Consider the following 18,576-nt stretch of genomic DNA (forward strand, 5'->3'; position numbering starts at 1 on the left):
TACTAAAAAGCATATTAACTTTTAAAAGTTAATATGCTTTTTAGTATTTATAAATAAAGTATATTAACCAACTATAATAAATATAGACTTTAAGATGTAAATTTATTGAAATGGCTAGATTATCATAGCAAGTAGAGATATATTTTGGTATTATATATACTATATGTCGAAATATGTAAATAAATGTGAAAAGTTGTTACGAAATTGTAAGGAAAAATAATATACAAAGGCATAAAATTTAGGAGTATAATATTAGTTGTTTCAATGGAAGGAAATAAATAATATCTAAGGAAGAAGTGACATTGATGAGGAAGATTTCAGGTATTAAAGTTCTAAGATTAATATCAATATGTGCAGTAATATTAGGACTAATTATCTTAGCTAGATATATCTACAAATCTCATTATGAAAAGTCGTACATAAGCACTGATAAAGGTATAGCTAAGATTAAAGAGCTTGAGAATGAAAGTATTACAAAAATAAGAGAAGATATAGAACAAAATGGGCAAGACAATGAGAAAGTAAATAATGAACAAAATGAAGACATAGATTTTAATAAAGTATTTGAAGATTCCGTTATAATGGGAGATTCAAGAGGTGAGGGACTAACTGAATATGGAGTGCTAAGTTCATCATCAGTAGTAGCTTATAAGGGAAGAACTGTTATAAAAGCTAAAGATGATATTTCGACTGTTGTAGGACTTGCTCCAAGCAAAGTTTTTATGACATATGGTATGAATGATTTAGAGCTATTTAAAAACTCAAATGATTTTATAAAAAAATATAAAGAGCTTATAGTAGATGTAAAGAAAAAGCTACCTGCTACAAAAATTTATGTAACCTCAATAATTCCTACTAATCAGAAGGCTGTAAATAGTCATCCAGAATTTAAAAATGTAGATAAGTTTAATGAAGCTATAAAAGGTATGTGTAAAGAATTAAATGTAGAGTTTATAGATGTTAGTGGAGCTATGAATAGTAATGATTTGTATGCACCAGATGGGATACACTTTAAACCAGATTTTTATGAAGGATACTTAAAGATTATAAAGGATAAGGCTAATTTATAGATAGGAGGAACAATTGTGAGAGGAATTAAAAAATCCGTACTATTAATGAGTTTTTTATTAACTATGTTTATAGTAAGTGGATGTGGTGTAAATGAAGATAAAGATTTAAATAAAGTAGTTAGTGATATAAGTAGTAAAGTTGATTTGAGTAATATGAAAGAAGGAGATAGCAAGGCTCTTAAAAGATTTTTTGGATTAAACTCTAATCAATTTGATGATTTTGTATTATATATTCCAAAATCAACAATGGATGTAGAAGAAATGTTAATAGTAAAAGTAAAAGATAAATCTCAAGTTACAGGGTTAGAAGATGCAATAGATAGTAGGGTTAATAAACAAATTGAGAGTTTTAGTGGATATGGACCTAAGCAAGTTGCGCTACTTCAAGATTATGAAGTGAAAAATAAAGGTAACTATGTATTTTATACAGTATCAAAAGATGTAGATAGTATAACTGATGCTTTTAAAGAAAGTATTAAGAATTAAGAGGGAGAGGTAAAGCAAATGGTTTTTAGTAGCATAATATTTTTATTCACTTTTTTACCTATAACTTTAATTCTATATTATATGTCTCCACGAAAGTTAAAAAATGTAATGCTTCTTTTTATAAGTTTAATTTTTTATGCTTGGGGAGAACCGATATATGTACTTCTTATGATATTTACAACCATATTTGATTATATAATAGGGTTGCTAATTAATAATAACAGAAGTGATAAAAGGAAAATAAAAAATATATTTATATTTGGAGTTATTGTAAATTTAGGAATACTAGGATTTTTTAAATACTATGGATTTTTAGTTGAAAATATAAATGCTATATTTTCAATTAACATTGGATATGAACAATTACCTCTACCAATAGGTATATCATTTTATACATTCCAGACACTGTCTTATATAATAGATGTTTATTTAGGTAAAGTAAAAGTACAAAAAAATCTAATATCATTTGGATTATACGTTACAATGTTTCCTCAATTAGTGGCAGGACCAATTGTAAGATATGTAGATATAGACTATCAGTTAAAACACAGAAGACATAGTGTGAATAAATTTGGAGAAGGGGTAGAGCGATTTATACAAGGGCTTGCAAAGAAGGTATTGCTTGCAAATAATATAGGGATGATATTTACAAGTATTCAACAATATGATGTAAATGAAATATCAGTATTAACTGCTTGGCTTGCAATAGCTGCGTATACACTACAGTTATATTTTGATTTTAGTGGGTATTCAGATATGGCAATAGGACTTGGTAAAATGTTTGGATTTGATTTTATAGAAAACTTTAACTACCCATATATATCAAAAAGTATTACTGAATTCTGGAGAAGATGGCATATATCATTGGGTAGTTGGTTTAGAGAATATGTATATATACCTTTAGGAGGAAATAGATGTAGCCAAATAGTTCAATTTAGAAATCTTTTTGTAGTATGGTTTTTAACTGGACTTTGGCATGGAGCAGATTGGAATTTTATATTGTGGGGATTATATTACGGGCTAATTCTAGCAATTGAAAAATTCTTCTTAAAAAATATATTACAGTCATTACCAAACTTTATGCAACACATATATACTATGGTTTTAGTGATGGTAGGGTGGACATTCTTTGGAATTGATAGCATTCAAAAATCACTAGATTATTTAAAAGTAATGTTTTTATTAAATGGAAATCCAATAATAGATTCTACATTTATGTATTACTTATTTACAAATCTAATCCTCTTAATAATTTTAATTTTATGTTCAACACCTGTAGTTCATAAAGTATTTAATAAAATAGTATTAAAAGGAAAGATGAAGGGTGTAACATTAGCTATATCAGTTCAATTTATACTATTATTTGTAAGCATAGCATACTTGGTAAATGAAACTTATAATCCGTTTTTATACTTTAGATTTTAAAAGAGGTGAGAGAATTGAAAGTTACTAATAGAAATTCAAGAAAATACAAGAGTGTATATGTAAAATGTATGGCTTTTATGTTTCTAATAACTATCTTCTTATTTGTAGGGCTTAACCTCATAACTAAAGATAAAGAGTTTTCGGATAATGAAAATAGAATGTTACAACAAAAACCAAGATTTACATTTGATAGATTGTTTGAAGGAAGATATACTAAAAAATATGAAAAATACAAAGTTGATCAAATTGTAGGTAGAGATAGTTTTATAAAGATTAAAACAAAAGTAGATTCTTTGTTAGGTAAAAATATGGAAAATGGGATTTATAAAGGCGAAGATGGTTATTTAATAGAAAACTTTGAAAAGCCAAATCAAGAGTATTTAAAAGAAAATATAGATGCTATAAATAGATTTGCCAATAAACATGGTAATATACAACAGTATATGCTTATAGCACCTAATTCAGTTAATATATTATCTGATAAGCTACCTAAATTTGCACCAACATATGATCAAAATAAATATTTAAAAGAACTAGATAAAGATATAGATTCTAAGGTTAAGTTTATAGATGTGAGCAATGATTTAAGAAAGCATAAAGATGAATATATATACTATAAAACAGACCACCACTGGACTACAACAGGAGCGTATTATGCATTTTTAGACTTTGCTAATAAAGCAGGACTAAAAGTTGATAGTAATAGTTATGACAAGTACAGGGTATCAAATGATTTTTATGGAACATTATATTCAAAGAGTGGATACAAAGTCGAGCCAGATAAGGTGGATATATATACCCCTAAAGATAAAAATGATGAGGTAATAGTAGAATATAAGGAAGAGAAAAAGAAATCACCTACTATATATAATAGTGAAGCTCTAAATAAAAAAGACAAATACGAAGTATTTTTAGGTGGAAACCATCCTCTAGTGGATATAAAGACTACTAGTACCAGTGATAAAACTTTACTTCTTATAAAGGATTCTTATGCGAATAGTTTTGTACAGTTTTTAACACCATATTATAAGGAAATAATAATGGTAGATCCGAGATATTATTATGAAGATATAGAAAAATTAATAAAAGAAAAAGATGTAACAGATATGCTTTATCTATATAATGCAAATACATTTTTTAATGATTCATCATTAGCACCGGTATTAAATAATATTTAAAAAAATATTATAAAAAGTGATTATAAAAAAATAAAAATTTTTTTTGAAAAAGAAACTGTCCTCCAACATTAGGAGTGGGGCGGTTTCTTTTAAATTTTCAGTTACAAACATATGTTTTTAGGGTATTAATCAACTTGAATATATACCATATATAGTATAGAATGGACTATGTGATTACTACATATGGTATAAAATTTTGTTAGTCTATACAATATAAATTTATAAAAGTCAATGCTTTTGTAGAATAAAATTCAATTAATTTAAGCTGTATTAGACAAAAGGAGAGATTTATGGATAAGCAATTAAATATCATCAAGAGGGACGGAAGTATGGTAGTCTTTAATAAGGCTAAAATTGAGAACGCAATACTAAAAGCAATGAAATATGGAAGTGGGATATATGAAGAAGATATAGCTAAAGATATAGCTAATGAAATAGAAATTAAGTGTGGTGAAAACCCACTTTCACCTACAACTGTTAATCAAGTCGAAGACATGGTTTATGAAAAGCTAATAAATCATAAGCATGAATTAACAGCAAAGGCATATGAAGGATATAGAGCGGTTCAATCTTTCAAAAGAGAAGTTAATACTACCGATGAAAGTATAATAGGTCTTTTAGATAATAGCAATGAAGATGTTATGAATGAGAATTCTAATAAAAATGGATTACTAGCATCAACTCAAAGAGATTTAATAGCAGGAGAAGTGTCTAAAGATATAGCAAGAAGAAAATTAATTCCAGCTCATATAGCTCATGCACATGATGAAGGTGTACTTCATTATCATGATATGGATTATGCTATTCAACCAATTCATAACTGTATGCTTATAAATTTAGAAGATATGTTAAACAATGGAACTGTAATAAGCAATAAATTAGTAGAGTCACCTAAGTCATTTACAACAGCATGTACAGTAACAACACAAATAATTGCTCAAATAGCTAGTGGACAATATGGTGGAAACTCTATAACTATAAAACATATAGCACCATTTTTAAGAGTTTCTTATGATAAGTACTATAATAAATATAAAGAAAAGTATGTAGAAGAAATAGCTAAGGATTTAGCAGAAGATAGAATGATGGAAGAGCTTAAGAGTGGAATACAAACAATAAGATATCAACTATCTACATTATATACAAGTAATGGACAATCTCCTTTTTCAACTATATATTTAGAAGTTGAAGAAGGACATGAATACGAAAGAGAGATGGCGTTAATTTGTGAAGAAATGATACGTCAAAGATTAGAAGGTATGAAAAACTACAAGGGACAAGAAGTTGGAGAAGAATTCCCTAAGTTAGTATATCTATTAGATGAACACAACTGTTTAGAAGGTGGTAAGTATGATTACATCACTAAATTAGCGGCAGAGTGTAGCACTAGAAGATTAGTTCCAGATTATCAAAGTGCTAAAATAATGAGAAAGAATTATGAAGGGAATACATTCCCGCCTATGGGATGCCGTAGTCATTTATCTCCATGGAAAGATGAAAATGGAAATTATAAATGGTACGGAAGATTTAACCAAGGTGTTATATCTCTTAACTTAGTTCAAGTTGCATTAACTGCAAACAAAGATATGGATAAGTTTTGGGAAGTATTAGATGAAAGATTAGATCTTTGTAGAGAAGCTCTAATGGTTAGACATAATTTATTAAAAGGTGTAATTTCAGATGTATCACCTATACATTGGCAACATGGTGGTATAGCAAGACTTAAAAAAGGAGAAAAAATAGATTCATTATTAGAAGATGGCTATTCAACTCTTTCTTTAGGTTATGTTGGTGTGTATGAAATGACTCAAGCTATGCTTGGAGTTAGCCACACGACAAAAGAAGGCGAACAATTTGCACTTGACGTTATGCATCATTTAAATAATACTTGTCAAAAGTGGAAAGATGAAACAGGATTAGGATTTGGATTATATGGAACTCCTGGAGAAAGTTTAACTTCAAGATTCTGTAGAATAGATAAGCAAAAGTTCGGAGAAATTAAAAATGTAACTGATAGAATGTATTATACTAACTCATATCACGTTCATGTTAGTGAAGAAATAGATGCTTTTGAAAAACTTAAATTTGAAAGCCAATTCCATGATATTAGTTTAGGGGGATGTATAAGTTATATAGAAGTTCCAGATATGAGTAAGAACTTACCAGCTGTAGAACAAATAATAAATTATATATACCATAATATACAATATGCAGAAATAAATACAAAACCAGATATCTGTTATACTTGTGGATATACTGGCGAAATAAAACTAGATAAAGATTTAGAATGGTACTGCCCAAATTGCGGTAATAGAGATAAAAATGAAATGCAGGTTATGAGAAGAACTTGTGGATATATAGGAGCAAACATGTGGGGCAAAGGTCGTACTCAAGAAATAGGAGAAAGAGTACTACATCTATAAGTTTGGAGTGGTAAAAGTGAGATTTTCTAAGATAAAAGATAATGATATAGCAAATGGATTAGGAATAACAATGTCTTTTTGGACACAAGGATGTCCGCATCATTGTAAAGGGTGTTTTAACAAAGAGACGTGGGACTATAATAGTGGCAAAGAGTTCACTGATAAGGATTTAAATTATATTTTGACAAATATAAATAAGAATAATATAAAGAGAGATCTTTCTATATTAGGAGGAGAACCTCTATGTCCTGAAAATATTGAAGGTGTAATAAATTTATGTAAAGAATTTAAACGCAATTATCCAGAAAAAATTATATATTTATGGACAGGTTATAATATAGAAAACTTTAATAATACTCAAAAAGAAATATTAAATTATATAGATATATTAGTTGATGGTAAATTTGAAGAAGAAAATAAAAACTTATCAATAAAATTAAGAGGATCTTCAAATCAAAGAGTAATAGATGTAAAACAATACTTAGAAAATGATACTGTAATACTATATAAATTAAGTTAAATCTTGATTTTAAGACTAGTCTGATGTTTACTAAAAGCATTAGGCTAGTTTTTTATGTATGAAAGTAATAGATTTTTATATTTTTTTATTTATTATAAAATAAGTAAATATATTCGGAGGTGATAATATGGAGCAAAATATATTAGGAACAGAGAAAATATCAAAGTTATTTATTAAATTTTCTATGCCTGCGGTAATTTCCATGGTTATAGCTGGTGCGCAAACTATGATAGATGGAATGTTTGTTGGTAATTTTGTAGGACCAAATGCACTTGCGAGTATCAATATAGTTCAGCCTTTTATGCAACTTATAATAGGGTCGACTATGATAATTTGTATAGGGTGTATAAGTTTTATTGGTAGAAAACTAGGAGAAGGTAAAATAAAAGAAGCTCAAGATATATTTAGAACAGCATTTATATGTACATTTATAGTATCTACATTAATTTTAATATTAGGTGTATGTTTTAGTAAGGAAATAGCTGATATATTGGGAGCGAATGAAGTATTATTAGAAGGGGTATCAACATATACAAAATCAATAGCCTTATTTGCACCGATAATGTCTTTAATGTATTTATTCGGATTTACAGACAGATTGATAGGAAAACCAGAGCTGTATTTAAAAGGGATGATACTTAGTGTTATTATAAATGTAAGTTTAGATTTTATATTTGTAAAAGAGTTACAGTTAGGCATACAAGGAGCTGCATATGCTACAGGATTAGCTTATGTAGGAGGGTTAATTATAGTTTCTGTACCTATGTTAAACAAGAAGAATATTGTAAATTTATTTAAAGGTAATTTTGATAAAAAAGTAATTATACCCATGGTATACAATGGATCTTCAGAAGGTGTAACATCTATAGCTACAGCAACTACTGCATATATATTCAATATAACATTTATGAATATAGCGGGAGAAGCTGGGGTTGCGGCATTTACGACTATAAACTATATAGGTCAATTTGGAACTTTGGTTATGTTTGGAATATCAGATGGTATAGGACCTATAATAAGTTACAATTATGGAGATGAAAATTATGAAAGGCTAAACAATACTTTGAAACTTGCTTTAAAAGTAAATTTAATAGTAGGAGTTATATTATTTATTACATTATATCTGTTTGGAAGAGAACTAATATCTTTATTTGCAAGAGAAAATGTAGATATAGTTAATTTAGCTGTAAGTGGATCAAGAATTTATGCGTTTTCATTTATACTAAATGGATTTAATATAATAAACTCTGGATATTTCACATCTATAGGAAAAGCAAAAGAGTCTATAGTAATAGCAGCTAGTAGAGGTATTGTATTTATTATATCAGGAATAATTATACTTCCTATGTTAATAGGTATAAACGGAGTATGGCTTACTGTGCCATTTGCAGAATGTATAACACTAGTTATAGGTATGTATATGTTAAAAAGAAATAATGAAGAGTTTGAAAATAAATTAGTAAAACAAGAAATATAATAAAGGAACTATTAGTGATTACTAATAGTTTTTTTACGCAATTAATGAAAATGATATTTATTTTCATTTACAAAAATATATTTCTATGTTATACTTATTTCAGATAGAGAAATCACTGAGATTCTCTACGGATTGGTGATGTACCTAGAATTCTGAAGCTTTTAAGCACGCTAATTATATTTTAAAGTGAAATGACCGTTACTTAAAAATATAGCGAAGTATTTAGAAATTTTATTGCCAAATTATTTACACTCATAACTTAATCTAAAATATTAATAAACTTCTTCAAAAAAGTCACGATGTGTTCGTGACTTTTTTATTGATAATGAAAGTCATTTACAACGATTGAAAAATATGATATAGTATAAACAGGCTTAAAGTTATCGCGGCAAATTTCTGATTTTATAGGAGATGATAATTATGGCAAAAATGATGGGACCTAGATTTAAACAATGTAGAAGACTAGGACTAAATGTATGTGGACATCCTAAAGCGATGGACAGAGCGGCTAGAGGTACTTCTAGAGCAGATAAAAAACTTTCACCTTATGGATTGCAATTACTTGAAAAACAAAGATTAAGAGCTTATTATGGAGTTTTAGAAAAACAATTTTCAAACTATGTAAAAAAAGCTGTTAAATCTAATGATGAAACAGGTACTGTTTTAGTTCAATTGCTAGAGTGTAGACTTGATAACCTGGTTTATAGATTGGGATTAGCAAGTTCTATAAGACAAGCACGTCAAATGGTTGTGCACGGTCATATCTTAGTAAATGGTAAGAAAGTAGATAGACCTTCTTATGGAGTATCAGTAGGCGAAGTTATATCGTTAAGAGAAAAATCTCAAAAGAATACTATGTTTAAAGAAAGTTTTGAAATGAATGCTACTAGCCAATATCCATACTTAAGTAAGGATATGGATAATTTTTCAGGTGTTCTTACAAAAATTCCTGAAAGAAATGAAGTTCCAATAGAAATAAATGATATTTTAGTTGTAGAATATTATTCTAAGCTTAAGTAAAAAGTAAATAGAATTATTATTAATTTACTTTTGAAGTGTAGACGATTTTACGTCTACACTTTTTAGTTTTTGTATTTACTACATTAAGTTTTCTATAAAATAAAAATAGAAATATTAAATCAATAGAAATATTTAAAGTTAAATTATTTGGAACTTACTATAGAAATTATCGATAGTAAGTATAGAAAAGCGAATTTAAAATATCTATTATATAGGCAAATCATAGGAGTATGATGCTAACTTTATAGGATATTTACACAGATTTATACAATTTAATGTAAGATTAATCTTACATTACTTATAGATATTATCTATAAGTGATTTAGAATTTGAAATATTCCAAATAATACCAATATACAAAAATTATTTGATGGTATAACCTAGTATGTACATATAAACAAGCAAAGCCTTTAACTTTGCCAAAAGTATAAGGAGGACAACATGAATTACACATTTTTTTCAGAATTTCTTATGGTAACTAATGTATTAACTGTGTTATCAATAGGAATCTTAGTAGGACTATTTTTTATAGTTAAAAAACTAAGCAAAAAACTAAACTTTACTAAATTGATGATAGCATCAATAGTAATGGGGGTTGGATTAGGATTATTAATTCAATTCATAGCAGGATTTCCAGGTGATCCTACAAAAGTAACTTGGTTGACTGAGGTATCTAAATGGTATGGACTATTTGGGTATGGTTTTATGGATTTATTAAAAATGCTAGTAGTGCCTTTAGTATTTGTATCTATTGTAAGAGTAATAATGAACTTAAAAGATGGCGAAAACTTAGGCAAATTAACAGCAAGAACAGTATTTATGCTGTTAGGTACTACAGCAATCGCTGCAACTATAGGAATAATAGTAGGGAATTTATTTAACTTAGGTGTTGGGCAAGAAGTTATAAATCATACTGGAGAAATAAGAGAGGTAACACCTATAGTAGATACATTAAGAGGGTTATTACCTTCAAATCCTGTGAATGCTATGGCACAAGCTAATGTAGTAGCAATAGTTATATTTGCAGCATTTATAGGAATCGCAATAAAAAGACTTAGTAAAAAACATGCGGATACTATAAAACCTTTTGTTGATTTAGTTGAAGCATTTTATAAAATAATAATAAGTGTTTCTATAACAGTTATAAAATTAATGCCTTATGCTGTAGTTGCATTAATGGCAACTTCGATAATTGATAGAGGTATAACTTCTATATTAGATGTCTTAGATTTTATAATAGCATTATATGTAAGTGTTGCTATAATGTTTGTTATACATCTAATAATAATAGCTATTAATGGGGTAAATCCTATAAAATATTTAAAAAATGCATCAAAACCACTTATATTAGCATTTACGTCAAGATCTAGTTTAGGAACTTTACCTGTAACGATAGAAACTCTAACAGATAATTTAAAAGTAGATCAGGGGATATCTAGTTTCGTAGGAAGCTTAGGGGCTAATATGGGTATGAATGGATGTGCAGGTATATATCCAGCATTAATGGCTGTAACTGTTGCAAATATGTCAGGAACACCTATGAATTTTAGCTTTTACGTTATGCTATTAATAGTAATAACTATAAGTTCTTTAGGAATTGCTGGAATACCAGGGACTGCTACTATGTCTGTTTCAGTAGTTATATCAGGTATGGGAATGGGGGCATATTTCCCATTACTAGGAGGTATAATTGCTATAGATCCGATATTAGATATGGGGCGTACTATGCTTAATGTCAACGGAAGTATGGCATCAACTATAGCGGTTGCTAATTCTTTTGATGAGATAGATAAAGATTCAATAAAATAAGTTTAAATAGAAAATAAAATTTACAAATTAATAATAGTATTACAAAGATAGAGAGAGCGAATAATAAAAAATTATTCGCTCTCTTTCTGTTTTTATAAAAATATTTATTTAATATATAGAGAATGTATAAAATTAAATTTTGAAAAAACATTGACAACACTTCTTAATAAATATATAATTAACTCAACAAAAAAAGATTTTATAAAATTGAATTTTATAAAATTGAAAAGAGAGATGAGATGTTTTACAAATTTTCTGCAATAAACATACGAGGAAAAGAAATTAGTATGAATGAGTACAAAGATAAAGTTGTATTAGTTGTAAATACGGCTAGTAAATGTGGATTGACTCCTCAGTTTAAAGAACTAGAGGAATTATATCAAGATTTAAATAATCAAGGTTTTGAAATTTTAGGGTTTCCATGTGGGCAATTTAAAAATCAAGAACTAGAAAACAGTGATGAAATAAACAACTTTTGTCAGATAAACTACGGAGTTACATTTACTATATTTGAAAAGATAGATGTAAATGGAGAAAATGCTCATCCATTATATAAGTATTTAAAAAGTGAAGCTAAAGGTTTCTTAAAAAGTGATATAAAGTGGAATTTTACTAAGTTTTTAATAGATAAAAATGGAAATGTAGTTAAGCGATATGCGCCTACTACTTTACCAAAAAAAATAAAAAAAGATATAGAAGAATTAATTAAATAGATAAATATACAAAATAAAGGAGAAATAATATGAAAGTTAAAGCATTAGAATTTTATAAAAATGGATTTATGAAAGAAGTATTTGCATTTGGAGGATCTATGGATAAAGAACTTATAGATATGAATAAAACATATCCTGCAAGTTTACAAAATTATTTAATAGATACAGGAGAAGAAATTATATTGGTTGATACAGGGCTACCAAAAGAAATGAAAGAACCAGAAAGAAAACCGGATGAAATGTTATATACAGGAGAAAAAATAGCTGACTTTGAAATGGCACTATCAAATATAGGGTATAAGGTAGAAGATATAGATAAAGTATTAGTAACACATAAGCATCCAGATCATACTGGTGAATTGAGATTATTTAAAAATGCAAAAATTTATATATCCGAAATAGAAGCTGATTCAATGGGATTGAAGGGGGATAATATACAAAGAGTTAAATTTGAAAGTGGAAAATATGAAAACTTCGATAAGAGTGAAGAAATAGTAGAAAATATATACATGGTACCTGCACCAGGACATACTAAAGGGAATTCAATTATATTGGTTAAAAATGAAAACTTACACTATATGATACATGGAGATGTAACTTATACAGACAAGGCTTTAATAGATAATCATCTATCTGTAGTTATGGAAGATAAAGATGCAGCTAAAGAAACTTTAAATAAGGTAAGAGAATTTATAAAGCAAAACAATACTGTATACTTATCAACTCATTCACAAGAAAGTATAGATTCATTAAAAGATAAAAAGATTATAAAATTATAGTTTAAAAGTATTGTTTAAATTTTAATAATGCGATAATATCCTAATAGGTGTAAGTAAATAAGTAGATAGATATATAAAATATAGATGAGACATTATATTAGGAGGCGTTATGAACGAGAGCAATTTGAAACTAGATAAACAGTTGTGTTTTAGGCTATATGCCACTTCGAGAGAAATAATAAAAAGGTATAAACCTATATTAGATGAATATAATATAACTTATACTCAATATCTTACTATGATGGTAATGTGGGAAGAAGAAAAAATAAGTGTTAAAGGAATAGGAAAAAAATTGCATTTAGATTCTGGAACATTAACACCGCTTATCAAAAAATTAGAAAAGATGGAGTTAGTAAAAAAATATAGAGATCCAAAAGATGATAGAGTAGTTATTGTTGAATTAACAGACAAAGGAAGAGCGTTAAAAGAAGAAATGGAAGAAGTTCCAATGAAGGCTTTTTGTTCTTTAGGAATAGAAAAAGAAAGAGCTTTAAAATTAAAGGAAGAATTAGATTACGTTTTAAATATATTAGATTAATAACTATAATAAAAAATACTATACTCGTTATAACGAGTATAGTATTTTTTATTATAGTTTAGTTCTAATAGATTTATCTGAAATATATAAAATAGCAAATCCAACTAATGCAGTTGCTAGAGATATAATTATATTCATATCAACTGAAAAATTGAATACATAAGAGCATGCATTATCTAAAGCATGGAATAAGATACATAGCCAAATACTGTTAGTTTGTATATATATAAATGTTAAAACAAATGATGAAGCTATACAACTTAAAGCAAATGGAATAAAGTTTGTATCTTGTTGAGGAGAACCAACTATAAACCATAATGGTAGATGCCAAAATGACCATATAACACCTATAATTAAAGAACTTTTTATAAGCGAATATTTTTCCAATAATTTAGGAAGTAAAAAACCTCTCCAACCGATCTCTTCTAAACCTCCACCTAAAATCATAACTGGAGTAATCCAACTTAAAAATATTAGTGGAGAATTTAACATTGCTTGTGTAGTATCGAAAAAATTTATTACGAAATAAGGTACTGTCCATAAAATTAAAGCAGTTATTATAACGTACATATATTCTTTAAAACTTCTTTTTAAATTTATACAACTTTTTAAAAAATTCTTAAAATCTGACTTAGAATAAAATTTTTTAGTTACTAATATACCGGCTATAGCGGGGGAGTATCCAGATAAACCATAAAATATCATAAATATAGGAGAACCATATTTTAATATACCTAACTGTGTAAGAGGAATAGTTACACTAAAAGCGATAGTACAAATAACTATAATTGTTAAGAAAAAATATTTGAGATCTTTGCTTATACTCATTTTAAAACCTCCAAGTCTATAAAGAGTATGAAATATATTGTAATAATATCAATATATACATAAGAAGACAATGCTAAACAAATATATTTAAATTTATAAAAGATTAAATATATTAAAAAGATATTAACTCTAAATAATACGAAGTACAGTTGACAAATAAAATAAACAATACTACAGTATTTGTGGGTGGTATTTTAATTAAACTGCACCAATAAAAGTTTTAACTTATATTTTATTATTAGGATAGCTCATATCTTTTAGAATGAGACTGATTAGTATCACACTCTAATGGAGGTGATAACTATAAAAATTGGATTTATAGGAGCGGGAAAAGTAGGTTTTTCCCTAGGAAAATACTTAAAAGAAAATAACGAAAATGTAGTAGGGTATTATAGCAAAAGAGAGCATTCTTCTAAAGAAGCTTCAACTTTTACTGATACCAAACAATATAAAGATTTAAGCAAATTAGTAGAAAAATGTGATATTATACTAATCACTACTCCTGATTCACAGATAAAGTCTGTATGGGAGAATCTAAAAAGCTTTCCTATTAATAATAAAATAATATGTCATTGTAGTGGAGCGATTTCTTCACTCGTCTTTTCGGATATAAAAAACTATGGAGCACATGGTTATTCTATTCACCCAATATTAGCAATTTCAGATAAATATAATTCTTATAAAAATCTTTCTAAAGCATTTATAACAATTGAAGGTGATGAAAAATATATAAGTTACATAAAAAACTTATTTGAATCATTTGGAAATAACGTAGGTATTATTTCTAAATTTGATAAAGTGTTATATCACCAATCTTGTGTAAGTGTAAGTAATTTAATGATTCCATTAGTACACAACAGTATACAAAATTTAAATTTATGTGGTTTTACAGATGAAGATGCTATTAAAGCGTTATATCCATTAATAGAATTAAACTTAAAAAATATAAAAGAGCAAGGAACTATTAAAAGCTTAACTGGGCCTATTGAAAGAGGGGACTTAAATACTATAAAAAATCATTGTGATGCTTTAGATGAGGATGAAAGAATTTTATATAAAGTTTTATCTATGAATTTATTGAAATTAGCTAAACAAAAAAATGAATTTAGGGATTATGAAAAAATTCAAAAATATTTGGAGGAATAAGAATGAAAAATACTATTATAAGTTTTAAAAACGCTAAAGCAAACAAAGAAAAGTTAACAATGCTTACAGCGTATGATTATTCAACGGCTAAACTAATAGATAGTTGTGGGATAAATGGCATATTGGTTGGAGATTCATTGGGAATGGTTTGTTTAGGATATGAAGACACATTATCCGTTACAATGGAAGATATGATTCATCATACAAAAGCAGTTTCTAGAGGTGTTGAAAGCACTTTAGTTGTAGCTGATATGCCATTTATGTCTTATCAAACTTCTGTATATGATGCTGTAGTAAATGCAGGTAGACTTATAAAGGAAGGAAGAGCACATGCTATAAAACTAGAAGGTGGACTAGAGGTATATGAGCAAATTAAAGCTATTGTTAACTCTTCTATACCAGTAATGGGGCATATAGGATTAACCCCTCAGTCTGTAAATGCTTTTGGAGGGTTTAAAGTTCAAGGTAAAAGTGAAGAAGCTGCAAAAAGACTTATAGAAGATGCTTTAGCGGTAGAAAAAGCAGGTGCATTTGCTATAGTTTTAGAAGGAGTTCCATCTAAACTTGCTACTGTAATTACAGAAAAAGTGAATATACCGACGATAGGGATTGGAGCAGGTAAAGATTGCGATGGGCAGATACTTGTATATCAAGATATGTTAGGTATGTTTAGTGACTTCACACCAAAATTTGTGAAGAAATATGAAAGTTTAGGAATTAAAATGAAGGATGCATTTAAAAATTATATAGATGAAGTAAAAAGAGGAGATTTTCCAACTGAGGAACATGGATTTAAAATTGACGATAATATTATAGAAAAGTTATATTAAGGGAGTTTGATATATGAAAATCATAAAAAATATAGATGAAATGAAGACTCATGTTAAAGCTTGGAAAAATGAAGGTCTAAGTATAGGGCTTGTACCAACTATGGGTTATTTACATGATGGACATGAAAGTCTTATAAGAAAATCAAAAAATCAAAATGATAAAGTAGTAGTAAGTATATTTGTAAATCCTACTCAGTTTGGAGAAAATGAAGATTTATCGACATATCCAAGAGATATTGGAAGAGATAGTGAGATTTGTGAAAATCTAAATGTTGATATAGTATTTACACCCAGTTCAGAAGAAATATATGGTGAACGCTTTTCTACATTTATAGAAGTAAAAGATTTATCCAAAGAACTATGTGGAAAAAGTAGACCTATACATTTTAGAGGGGTTTGTACAATAGTTAATAAATTATTTAATATAATAACTCCAGATAAAGCATATTTTGGAGAAAAGGATGCACAGCAACTAGCTATAATTAAGAGAATGGTGAAAGATTTAAATATAGATATTGATATAATAGGGTGTCCTATAGTTAGAGAAGCAGATGGATTAGCCAAAAGTTCTAGAAATTCATACTTAACAGAAAAAGAGAGAATAGCTGCTAGAATTTTAAATGAATCTTTAAAAGAAGCTAAAGATATGATTTTAAGTGGAGAGCTAAGTAGTGAATATATAATACATTGTATTTCAAATAAAATTAAGGCAGAACCACTAGCAAAAATAGATTATATAAATATAGTTAATGGTGAATCTATGGAACCTGTAAATATAGTAGAAAATAATACTCTTATTGCTATTGCAGTATTTATAGGAAACACTAGGCTAATAGACAATTTTACATATAGTTCAAATAAAAAGGAGAATATATTATGCTACTAAGTATGTTGAAAGGAAAAATTCATAGAGCAACAGTTACTCAAGCTGAATTAGATTATGTAGGAAGTATAACTATAGATGAAGAATTAATGGAATCAGCAGGGATATTAGAATATGAAAAAGTACATATAGTAGATATTAATAATGGTAATCGATTCGAAACTTACGTAATAGCAGGAGAAAAAGGATCAGGTATTGTTTGCTTGAATGGTGCAGCGGCAAGGTGCGTGCAAGTTAAAGATAAAATAATAATAATGGCATACTGTAATATAGATGAAAACGAAGTAAAAAAACATAAACCTAATGTTGTTTTAGTGGATGAAAATAATAAAGTTGAAAAGATAGCAACTTATGAAAAACATGGGCTACTAGATTAAGCTAAATATTTGTGAGATAAAATAAAAGTATAGAAAAAGAATTTTTAGAAAATTATGAAAATGACATTTAGATGTGATATAATATAATTAAGATATAAAAAAATATTTAGGGGGATTAGGTATATTGTTAAAAGATATCTCAAAGATTATTTTAAACACAGCTATTGTATTTTTCATGGCGTATATATATATGTATTTTAGTGGTAATTTACATGTAGCAAATGAACCTATTTTTAAATTGATAGCTATAACTTTTACGTTCTCCAATGCTATAATAATAGCTCTTCGAATTTTTTATGAAAAAAATAATAATATAGATATAGATATGGATTAAAAGAAAAGGGTACTTTATTAAAAGTATCCTTTTTTATATTTAAGAAATTATATTTACTACAAAATATAGAAATTTTATAATATATAATAGTTATTTAAATTTTTATGCAAATTAATATAGTAATATATTAAAATGATATAATATAAAAATATAATTAATTAAAAAAGTAATTTGTGAGAGGTGTAAAGTATGAAAAATATAGCTGTTATATGTGAAGATATAGATTGTGCGAAAAAATTACAAGAAGAAGCTAATAAATTAGGGTATGAAGTTATATATGAAATTCAAACTAGAGATACTATAGAAAATGAAATTAAGGAACAAGATATAAAGTCATCTGAATGTGTATTATTTTCTTTAAATAGAAGAATAGAAGATATAATAAATATAGAAAGATTTATAGATGTTGAATATTACGAAGTTGAACCAGAGATTGTAATAAATAATGCTAATCAAGTTATAAGTGAGATAATAGAAGACTTAAACAATTAATTTAAATAAAGTCATATATAATATATATATGACTTTTTATTGTATTCTTATAGAAATCTAATTGATGTAGAACTGTTCAATTGGCGTTATAGTATATTATGACAATAAGAAAAATAAAAAAATAAAATTAAATTTTAAAAAAGTGTTGACTTAGAATTAAAATGATAGTATAGTATTACTTGTCCTTAAGAAAAGGGCAAAACGAAAAACACAAAATGAACTTTGAAAATTAAACAGTAGGTTAATTA

The 18,576-nt window shown here is 27.2% G+C and carries 19 protein-coding genes; 18 read left to right on the forward strand and 1 reads right to left on the reverse strand.

Features of this window, described 5'->3' with window-relative positions; genetic code table 11:
• The first annotated feature begins 305 nt into the window (after positions 1-305).
• The 12 genes from ACEXNK_RS13440 (at position 306) to ACEXNK_RS13495 (ending at position 13,438) form a co-directional block, all read left to right on the forward strand.
• Complete coding sequence (locus ACEXNK_RS13440; protein ID WP_373599082.1) at positions 306-1,070, forward strand: GDSL-type esterase/lipase family protein; 765 nt, start codon at positions 306-308, stop codon at positions 1,068-1,070.
• A 15-nt stretch (positions 1,071-1,085) separates the two neighbouring features.
• The gene (locus ACEXNK_RS13445) at positions 1,086-1,556 is read left to right on the forward strand and encodes a DUF4358 domain-containing protein (RefSeq protein ID WP_373599061.1); all 471 of its coding nucleotides are present in this window, start codon (positions 1,086-1,088) and stop codon (positions 1,554-1,556) included.
• An 18-nt stretch (positions 1,557-1,574) separates the two neighbouring features.
• Entirely contained in the window at positions 1,575-2,981 is a 1,407-nt protein-coding gene (locus ACEXNK_RS13450; RefSeq protein WP_373601607.1) for an MBOAT family O-acyltransferase, read from the forward strand.
• A gap of 14 nt (positions 2,982-2,995) precedes the next feature.
• Positions 2,996-4,159 (forward strand): DHHW family protein, encoded by a 1,164-nt coding sequence (locus ACEXNK_RS13455; RefSeq protein ID WP_373599063.1) that lies wholly within the window; start codon positions 2,996-2,998, stop codon positions 4,157-4,159.
• A gap of 290 nt (positions 4,160-4,449) precedes the next feature.
• The gene (nrdD, locus tag ACEXNK_RS13460) at positions 4,450-6,582 is read left to right on the forward strand and encodes an anaerobic ribonucleoside-triphosphate reductase (RefSeq protein WP_373599064.1); all 2,133 of its coding nucleotides are present in this window, start codon (positions 4,450-4,452) and stop codon (positions 6,580-6,582) included.
• A gap of 16 nt (positions 6,583-6,598) precedes the next feature.
• On the forward strand, positions 6,599-7,102 hold the full coding sequence (gene nrdG, locus ACEXNK_RS13465; protein ID WP_373599065.1) for an anaerobic ribonucleoside-triphosphate reductase activating protein: 504 nt from the start codon (positions 6,599-6,601) through the stop codon (positions 7,100-7,102).
• A 127-nt stretch (positions 7,103-7,229) separates the two neighbouring features.
• Entirely contained in the window at positions 7,230-8,579 is a 1,350-nt protein-coding gene (locus tag ACEXNK_RS13470; RefSeq protein ID WP_373599066.1) for an MATE family efflux transporter, read from the forward strand.
• A gap of 420 nt (positions 8,580-8,999) precedes the next feature.
• Positions 9,000-9,599, forward strand: a complete 600-nt coding sequence (gene rpsD, locus ACEXNK_RS13475; protein WP_373599067.1) for a 30S ribosomal protein S4 — start codon at positions 9,000-9,002, stop codon at positions 9,597-9,599.
• Positions 9,600-10,040: 441 nt separating this feature from the next.
• Positions 10,041-11,408, forward strand: a complete 1,368-nt coding sequence (locus ACEXNK_RS13480; protein ID WP_373599068.1) for a cation:dicarboxylate symporter family transporter — start codon at positions 10,041-10,043, stop codon at positions 11,406-11,408.
• Between the two features lie 239 nt (positions 11,409-11,647).
• Positions 11,648-12,121, forward strand: a complete 474-nt coding sequence (locus ACEXNK_RS13485) for a glutathione peroxidase (protein WP_373599069.1) — start codon at positions 11,648-11,650, stop codon at positions 12,119-12,121.
• A 29-nt stretch (positions 12,122-12,150) separates the two neighbouring features.
• On the forward strand, positions 12,151-12,900 hold the full coding sequence (locus ACEXNK_RS13490; RefSeq protein WP_373599070.1) for an MBL fold metallo-hydrolase: 750 nt from the start codon (positions 12,151-12,153) through the stop codon (positions 12,898-12,900).
• 109 nt (positions 12,901-13,009) lie between these two features.
• Positions 13,010-13,438 (forward strand): MarR family winged helix-turn-helix transcriptional regulator, encoded by a 429-nt coding sequence (locus ACEXNK_RS13495; protein WP_373599071.1) that lies wholly within the window; start codon positions 13,010-13,012, stop codon positions 13,436-13,438.
• 51 nt (positions 13,439-13,489) lie between these two features.
• Here the strand turns inward: ACEXNK_RS13495 and ACEXNK_RS13500 are convergent, their stop codons facing one another.
• Positions 13,490-14,266 carry a CPBP family intramembrane glutamic endopeptidase gene (locus tag ACEXNK_RS13500; RefSeq protein ID WP_373599072.1) on the reverse strand — a complete coding sequence of 259 codons (777 nt, stop codon included), beginning with the start codon at positions 14,264-14,266 and terminating at the stop codon, positions 13,490-13,492.
• A gap of 288 nt (positions 14,267-14,554) precedes the next feature.
• Here ACEXNK_RS13500 and ACEXNK_RS13505 point away from each other — a divergent pair, with 288 nt between their 5' ends.
• The 6 genes from ACEXNK_RS13505 (at position 14,555) to ACEXNK_RS13530 (ending at position 18,328) form a co-directional block, all read left to right on the forward strand.
• Entirely contained in the window at positions 14,555-15,412 is an 858-nt protein-coding gene (locus ACEXNK_RS13505) for a Rossmann-like and DUF2520 domain-containing protein (protein ID WP_373599073.1), read from the forward strand.
• Positions 15,413-15,414: 2 nt separating this feature from the next.
• Complete coding sequence (gene panB, locus ACEXNK_RS13510; RefSeq protein WP_373599074.1) at positions 15,415-16,242, forward strand: 3-methyl-2-oxobutanoate hydroxymethyltransferase; 828 nt, start codon at positions 15,415-15,417, stop codon at positions 16,240-16,242.
• Positions 16,243-16,255: 13 nt separating this feature from the next.
• A complete protein-coding gene (gene panC, locus ACEXNK_RS13515; protein ID WP_373599075.1) occupies positions 16,256-17,128 on the forward strand; it encodes a pantoate--beta-alanine ligase in 873 nt (290 codons plus the stop codon).
• Positions 17,119-17,502, forward strand: a complete 384-nt coding sequence (panD, locus tag ACEXNK_RS13520) for an aspartate 1-decarboxylase (protein ID WP_373599076.1) — start codon at positions 17,119-17,121, stop codon at positions 17,500-17,502. The genes panC and panD overlap by 10 nt, the downstream gene beginning before the upstream one ends.
• A 124-nt stretch (positions 17,503-17,626) precedes the next feature.
• Positions 17,627-17,836: a hypothetical protein gene (locus ACEXNK_RS13525; protein WP_373599077.1), complete on the forward strand. Its 210-nt coding sequence runs from the start codon at positions 17,627-17,629 to the stop codon at positions 17,834-17,836.
• A gap of 189 nt (positions 17,837-18,025) precedes the next feature.
• Positions 18,026-18,328 (forward strand): PTS sugar transporter subunit IIBC, encoded by a 303-nt coding sequence (locus tag ACEXNK_RS13530; protein WP_373599078.1) that lies wholly within the window; start codon positions 18,026-18,028, stop codon positions 18,326-18,328.
• Positions 18,329-18,576: the final 248 nt, after the last annotated feature.

Origin of the sequence: Paraclostridium bifermentans, assembly GCF_964259345.1 — a bacterium.
Taxonomy (GTDB): Bacteria; Bacillota; Clostridia; order Peptostreptococcales; family Peptostreptococcaceae; genus Paraclostridium; species Paraclostridium bifermentans_B.

Excerpts from the sequence above, each read along its gene's own strand:
- ACEXNK_RS13440 (WP_373599082.1), top strand. The coding sequence starts at position 306 with ATGAGGAAGATTTCAGGTATTAAAGTTCTAAGATTAATATCAATATGT.
- ACEXNK_RS13450 (WP_373601607.1), top strand. The coding sequence starts at position 1,575 with ATGGTTTTTAGTAGCATAATATTTTTATTCACTTTTTTACCTATAACT.
- nrdD (WP_373599064.1), top strand. The coding sequence starts at position 4,450 with ATGGATAAGCAATTAAATATCATCAAGAGGGACGGAAGTATGGTAGTC.
- ACEXNK_RS13470 (WP_373599066.1), top strand. The coding sequence starts at position 7,230 with ATGGAGCAAAATATATTAGGAACAGAGAAAATATCAAAGTTATTTATT.
- rpsD (WP_373599067.1), top strand. The coding sequence starts at position 9,000 with ATGGCAAAAATGATGGGACCTAGATTTAAACAATGTAGAAGACTAGGA.
- ACEXNK_RS13480 (WP_373599068.1), top strand. The coding sequence starts at position 10,041 with ATGAATTACACATTTTTTTCAGAATTTCTTATGGTAACTAATGTATTA.
- ACEXNK_RS13485 (WP_373599069.1), top strand. The coding sequence starts at position 11,648 with ATGTTTTACAAATTTTCTGCAATAAACATACGAGGAAAAGAAATTAGT.
- ACEXNK_RS13490 (WP_373599070.1), top strand. The coding sequence starts at position 12,151 with ATGAAAGTTAAAGCATTAGAATTTTATAAAAATGGATTTATGAAAGAA.
- ACEXNK_RS13495 (WP_373599071.1), top strand. The coding sequence starts at position 13,010 with ATGAACGAGAGCAATTTGAAACTAGATAAACAGTTGTGTTTTAGGCTA.
- ACEXNK_RS13500 (WP_373599072.1), bottom strand. The coding sequence starts at position 14,266 with ATGAGTATAAGCAAAGATCTCAAATATTTTTTCTTAACAATTATAGTT.
- ACEXNK_RS13505 (WP_373599073.1), top strand. The coding sequence starts at position 14,555 with ATGGAGGTGATAACTATAAAAATTGGATTTATAGGAGCGGGAAAAGTA.
- panB (WP_373599074.1), top strand. The coding sequence starts at position 15,415 with ATGAAAAATACTATTATAAGTTTTAAAAACGCTAAAGCAAACAAAGAA.
- panC (WP_373599075.1), top strand. The coding sequence starts at position 16,256 with ATGAAAATCATAAAAAATATAGATGAAATGAAGACTCATGTTAAAGCT.
- panD (WP_373599076.1), top strand. The coding sequence starts at position 17,119 with ATGCTACTAAGTATGTTGAAAGGAAAAATTCATAGAGCAACAGTTACT.
- ACEXNK_RS13530 (WP_373599078.1), top strand. The coding sequence starts at position 18,026 with ATGAAAAATATAGCTGTTATATGTGAAGATATAGATTGTGCGAAAAAA.